The organism is Bacillus sp. GMs2/2 (genome assembly GCF_050172095.1).
Classification (GTDB): Bacteria; Bacillota; Bacilli; order Bacillales; family Bacillaceae_G; genus Bacillus_A; species Bacillus_A cereus.
This window is the reverse complement of record NZ_JBNLYE010000243.1, coordinates 1-6,236: the sequence shown is the minus strand read 5'-3', so window position 1 is coordinate 6,236 and position 6,236 is coordinate 1. Positions and strand designations below refer to the sequence as shown.

The window sequence follows — 6,236 nt, the reverse complement described above, 5'->3', positions numbered from 1 at the left end:
GTGAATACATAAAAATGAAAAATGTATATCAAAGTGTTTACTCAATGCCTAATGTTACAGAGACAAACATCCAAAAAAACGTAGTTAATTTAGTAGATAATATGTTCGTGAATATTGCTAGTAAATCAATTCGAAGATCCGGAATGTATTTCATTGGTAATCGAGCGATGTTAACAGGGAAAAATCCTAAAAACATGAACATTAAAGTCGGTCAAAAATACAATGATGATTTGCCTCTAATTAATATGCTAGGATTAATTGCAAACAAATCAGTTCAACTTGAATGGGAACGCACAGAAGAACTACCACAATCAATCAATGTGACTGTCGACCTTATTTCAGCTATCCCAGCAAGCCAATGGACACCCGTAAACGCTAAACATTTAGAACAGCGTTTTACTAATTCAAATCATGTTGTAGTGGTTTATGTAGGAGAAGAGCAGGTAACGGTTAGCTTAACATTTAATAGTGCAAACATTACACAAGAGGGTGTTCCTCCGTTATTTGCAATTCTTGAAGGGGAAGAGGAGATGTTTACTGATTTCACTAAACTATATGCAAAAAAACTTGAAATCAAAAAAATTGACGGCTCTTTCTTTAAAAACAAAAAGATTCTACATGCTGATATTGGGGATGGAACAACTGAGTATATCTATACAGTTGGCGTGAACCCCGTAATTGATGCTTGTAGCGGTGAAAGACGTGGTGTCGGTCATGCTACAGAAGAAGCTGTAAAATTATTAAATCAAGAACGTGGCACAAACATTAAACGCCAACAATTCTCTCAAATTCTTCAAGATATAGATCATAAATACCATGAAGAGGCAACAACCCACTTTAATATTACAAAAGTGGAACAAGCTGAACTAATCCTAGAAGATACAGATGAAAAATATGTAAACAATACAGCCAGTGAAGCTGAAGTTTTATGTGTGTATGGTGGGGGAAGTATTACTTTTAAAGATGAATTATATAATCAATTATTAGAGTATTGTGAGCGAGTTGGAATGTACTTATTGTGGATTCCAGAGAAATACGCTGTAGATATGAATGCTAAGGGGATGCAAATTATCAAGAAAATTCTTTCTCGAAAAAAGGTGAAATAGTATGTCCGACAAAAAAAGAGAATCCTTCTTCTGGAACCTCAAGAAGATTGAGAATGAAGAATTCTTTAAATGGTTCGAGTCACAAAGCAATATAGCCGATTCTTTGTATAAACTTGTTTGCTATTTTATTGATAAACACGGTTTACAAGACGTGGCTGATTATAAGATACAGCAACAAATGCAAAAAGAAATTTTACTTCAAGATAAAGACTTTTTAAATGATGTTAAGCGTATACTTTTAAATAATTCAAACCTTACTATTCAAAAAGAAAGCCAAGCAATTGAAGAAGAGATAGCTGATTCAAATAGAATAATCTCATCTAATGAAAAGAATTCTACTTCTAAAGATACACATATAGAAAATGAATCAACAACTGAAAAAGCAGTACTAAAAGATGAATATGAAGATCTGGATACGGCCAATTTATTTGGTAGCTAGCGTTATTACTCCATGATAAAAAAGAGTCCCTATTTTAGGGACTCTTTTTTATCATGGAGTTAAGCTTTTTCTACATCTTATCGATAATAATTTGTCTTTTATACCACTGATTTAATTTATCTTTAGCCGTGCCTGAAAGGCGTTTTGTTTTCTTATTATAAAACCTAGAAAGGGTAGGTTGTGATATACCTATTTCTTTTGAAAGTTCTCGCATTGTAATATTTTTATTCAAATGGAAGAATGATATTTTTTCTCTAATTGAATTTTCATAATCATCAACATCTAAAGTGTTATTTTCTATTTTCACTGGAGACTCTTCTTGTATGATCTCTACTGTTTTTTTCTTCGCTATTTTTTCTATTGAATTCATTAATTCTTTCGGCGGTAAAATTATTATACCTAACTGAGCATAATAGTTCTTAAACCAATTCTTCTTTGTTAACATTTCCTCTTTTAAATCTTCACTGTACTCCCAATGTGATATTACCTTTTCCTTCTCTAAATCAATAAGAACATTTTCTAACTGTTCACGGATACGATTTGGCTTTTGATTTTGATTTATACCCATGACAGCCAGTAATCCCTTATCTCCTCCTATAGAGTAAGGCCTTTTTAAACTAGAAAACATTTGACGAATTCTCCATTGCCAAGTTAAATAACGAATCAATCTCTTATGATATTTATGTCTATAACTATTATATTCTAACGCTTTTTTTGATAATAGTGCCGTTGTACTACTAGAACCATATAAATAACTTGATAAGAAGCTCCCTGGCTTAATCCTGCAAGATTCTATCCCCATATATTCGTTAGTGTTAGTATCTCTCCAGAGTACCACAGAATCTAATACAAAAAGCCTCTTAATAACTTCTCGCTTTACTTCATAATGTTTACCTGCTTCAGCTCGATCATTTAATACAACTACCTCATTATCATCATTTAAATAGATAAAAATACTTGCTAAGGCAGCAATACGTTTGGCAACCTTTATTTTATCTTCTGCTCGATAATATTCTGTGTTATTAGCCTTTGCTTTAGGTATGCTACACATTTCTAATACCTGATTATATGAAAAATCTATGAATTCATCAGGAGACTTTGCCTCTTTTAACCACTGAATAGTAATTGCATCTAAACAGTCAGCAGTTAAATCATCCATATTACTCATTACACCATCAACCAATGTATTCCAACGAGCAGCTTCTTCAATATTTATTAATCTTAAATCTTCATCTTTATGTGAAGAAAGTTGTGCAACTCCACTACTATCTTTCGTTTCAATTGGATAAGATTTCAACTTTGTATTTTCATCTTCTTCAAATTGATTCTTTGCTATGCCATCTCTTAATTTATAATAAACCGCAGAATTATTCACTTCATAGTAATTCTCGTGCTCTAAACTTGTATTAGATTCCTTTGGTTCCTGCACGGTTTCATTGTTTGCTCTTGAAAACTCTTGCTCCACAAATAATCCTATCGCCACATCAATTTCAATTTGGTAAGCTTCTATGTTGGTGAATATTTCCAAAGAGGAGATTCCCTTTTTTTGTTGCTGTTCAAGCCACTGTACAAGCATTGAAAATGATGGGGAAAAATAGTCCGAAGTTACGATCCTACTAGTATCTTCTTTAACTTCTAAGTAATAAGCATTCCATTTATACCACAATTGTTCATTATGTTTATAGATAGGTGCTGATATTACTAATGCATCTTTAAACAATTGTAGAACATTATCCATATATATCCTTCTCCTTATTTAATTTACAATTGAGAATGATTTAAACTTAAATCTATATAGCCTTATGATGTTCCTATTCATGAAAATAAAAAAGAATACAATAAGTTCTAGCCAACCATCCCTTAGTGATAATCTAGCACGTATGCTTATAACCACTTCTTTTACTGATTATACAAGACTGTATCCATTTGGAAAAGGCAAGACGTTATAAGAAACCTAATATTTTTCAAGGAATTAGCTGAAACATGAAATTTTTTTGCGATATCATGTCCCTTTTGATTAAACATGAAAAAGCTAGGTTATTCATGTTTTAAAATTGCCCTTGTATATATGGTAATACTCATTAAAGTTTACATACAAAGTGAAAATTTATAGCGGTATCATGTCCCTTTTGACTAAAACATGAAAAAATCCAGTCTTACATGTTTCATGAAATTAAACTATATATTTTTTTTCATAATCTTTTCTACCCTTGATACAAAAGGGTTTCTTCTATATTCAGGGTATGAAACAAGAAAATTTATAGCGGTATCATGTCCCTTTCGTGTTTAATAAATCTTCTTAAATCCCTTATATACCATGCATTTATACAACATCTCCTCAAATTTCAGGGAATTATAGAACATGAAAATTTATAGCGGTATCATGTCCCTTTCTATCTGAAAAGATGAATCAATCCTAGCGGTATCGCGTCCCTTTTATAGATAACAAATTTCATATAAATCCCTTTAACATCAATGTTTATTAACGATTTTCATGTGAATTGTAATAAATAGAAATATGAAAATTCACAGCCCTATCATGTCCCTTATGTTTTATGAAAATAAGCTTCCAATCCCATTAGAACAACGTTTACTAGCAGTTTATAACTCATTTTCTTGTTTATTCGGAACATGAAAATCCATAGTGATATCATGTCCATAAAAAAAATAGAACAAAACCCGAAACCCCTTGATATGAAAGGGATTAACGTACATTTCATTTTTTCATGTTTGCTCTTAAAGGGACCCCTTTCATCGAATTTTGATTTGCTATAATTAAAATCGGTATATTTTATATTGTACGGATATGTATATTTTAATTTGTATAGGAGGTGAAAAAGATGAGCAAATCATTTGTTATTCGTAATCAACGTAGTCTGAATGGACAATCTACTAATGCGGTTATCGTTACATTAAAATCTTGGCAAGCACTTGTTGATGCATTGGAAGGAAAATACTATAGCTATAAAGATACATACCTTGAAGATATTATTAATCAAATGTCGTATGAAGAACGTATTGCGGATATCGATGGATTTGTTGCACAGGCAAAGCCATCTTTTTCACGTCATACTATTTCAAAGACAATGGGAAGAAAACATAAATTGTACGGTATTACAAATGCAGATCTTGAAGTATTCCTTTATCTACATAAAAAATGCTATACGAATGGTATTATTCCAAACGTAACAGTACATATGCTTTGGGAAGACTATAAACAATACAAAGAAGAATTGGCATGTATACAGCATTCTCAATTCTATATTGCATTAAGAAAATTAAGCCTACATAACATTATTACGATTGAAAATGAATTAGATAGTCGATACACAATTAAAATAACTCATTTTATGAATGAAGAAACAGAAAAAGCAAATCCTTATGTTTACATTAGTCCTGTAGTCTTTACAAAGGCTTTCTTTGAACTTTCAATAGCATCTAAGAAGCTATTCTTAGATATTGCTATGCAACAGCATAGAGAAACTACATTAAAACGTTCTTTAGACAAACAGGATGAAAGAGGTAATAAGACTCACTTTGGTGGAATGTACCGCTTTCTACATAAGAAGTATCCACATCAAATTCGTGCAGTTATGAAAGAACTAACGACTGTATTGCCTTGTACAGGAACTCCACTATTCAAAATCTGTAAACTACAAAAAGGGGTTCAAAACAAGAAAAAATACACGACTTTATTTTTATCTATTCATCCAGACTTCTTATGTGGAAAAGAATCAGGCGAACTACAGTATCGTGATCCTTTTACTCCAAAGGTTACATATGCCCGTAAAGCCCGATTTATTGAATCTACACTACAAGAAATGCATATTGGGGAATTTACACGAGACATGAATAAATTTATTCATGTACTTAAAAATACCTGTCATCGACAAATCCGTAGTGTAATACATAGTTTGCGTGACATGATTGATCGCACTGAAAAATATCCAAGTAAGTTAGTATATACACTGAAAAAATTACTGAATCAAACATCACAGTATCATATTCTTGATACCGCAGCTAAAGAAGGGATTTATCCTCTTATTACACAACACGTACCAGCAAAACAAAAAGAACAAGCTATATTTGATTTCGGATTGCATTTCTCTATGTACTCTCGCCGAAGCATCAAGAAGCTGTTCCGTAAAACATTTGAGTTATTAAAGAACAAATTTGCCGTACCTGTTACAGAGGAATCTTACCATCGTAATTATCTAAGATATCAAGAAGAAACATTATTTAGAAAATACGCTTATGAACAAGGTGCAAATCTAAATGCTTATATGGCTTTAGAAATAGAAATGCGTGAACTTCTAAAAATAAAAGGACATAAGGAACGCTTTATTCCTAGCGATGTACGTGAATTGTTCATTGAAAAGATAGATAAATTACCAAAAGAAAAGCTAAGGGTAATTGAAGTACCTGGTAGCATAAATTTAATTACCTTTATACGTGCCTTGGAACAGCTGATACGTACTGGAATTCAAGTAACATCAACTGAACAGGTATTAAAAGTAATGGAAGAAATGTAATCATTTTCAGCTCTCTATATTTGAAAAAAAATCAAAGTAGAGGGCTATTCGTGTTGGCTCTATCATTCAAAGTCTTTCTATTAGATACATTTATATACTTTTCTAAAAGATTCTATTGAAAATAGAGTCTTTTTTTATGCACTTTTATACAATAAAAGT

At 31.7% G+C, this 6,236-nt stretch carries 4 protein-coding genes; 3 read left to right on the top strand and 1 reads right to left on the bottom strand.

The genetic code is table 11. From position 1 onward, the window contains the following. Both ACQGS6_RS21260 and ACQGS6_RS21255 read left to right on the top strand, forming a co-directional pair. Positions 1-1,106, top strand: a 1,106-nt coding sequence (locus ACQGS6_RS21260; RefSeq protein ID WP_426965547.1) for a ParM/StbA family protein, incomplete at its 5' end; no start/stop codon positions are given. Between the two features lies 1 nt (position 1,107). After that, positions 1,108-1,545, top strand: coding sequence for a hypothetical protein (locus ACQGS6_RS21255; protein WP_426965546.1), 438 nt, complete (start codon positions 1,108-1,110; stop codon positions 1,543-1,545). A gap of 70 nt (positions 1,546-1,615) precedes the next feature. Here the strand turns inward: ACQGS6_RS21255 and ACQGS6_RS21250 are convergent, their stop codons facing one another. Then, positions 1,616-3,283 (bottom strand): helix-turn-helix domain-containing protein, encoded by a 1,668-nt coding sequence (locus tag ACQGS6_RS21250; RefSeq protein WP_426965545.1) that lies wholly within the window; start codon positions 3,281-3,283, stop codon positions 1,616-1,618. A gap of 1,102 nt (positions 3,284-4,385) precedes the next feature. On the opposite strand from ACQGS6_RS21250, the gene ACQGS6_RS21245 reads away from it, so the two are divergent. Further along, a complete protein-coding gene (locus tag ACQGS6_RS21245; protein ID WP_000045390.1) occupies positions 4,386-6,077 on the top strand; it encodes a hypothetical protein in 1,692 nt (563 codons plus the stop codon). Positions 6,078-6,236: the final 159 nt, after the last annotated feature.

What these genes read in the sequence shown, in the direction of transcription:
- ACQGS6_RS21255 (WP_426965546.1), top strand. Translation starts at nt 1,108, where the DNA reads ATGTCCGACAAAAAAAGAGAATCCTTCTTCTGGAACCTCAAGAAGATT.
- ACQGS6_RS21250 (WP_426965545.1), bottom strand. Translation starts at nt 3,283, where the DNA reads ATGGATAATGTTCTACAATTGTTTAAAGATGCATTAGTAATATCAGCA.
- ACQGS6_RS21245 (WP_000045390.1), top strand. Translation starts at nt 4,386, where the DNA reads ATGAGCAAATCATTTGTTATTCGTAATCAACGTAGTCTGAATGGACAA.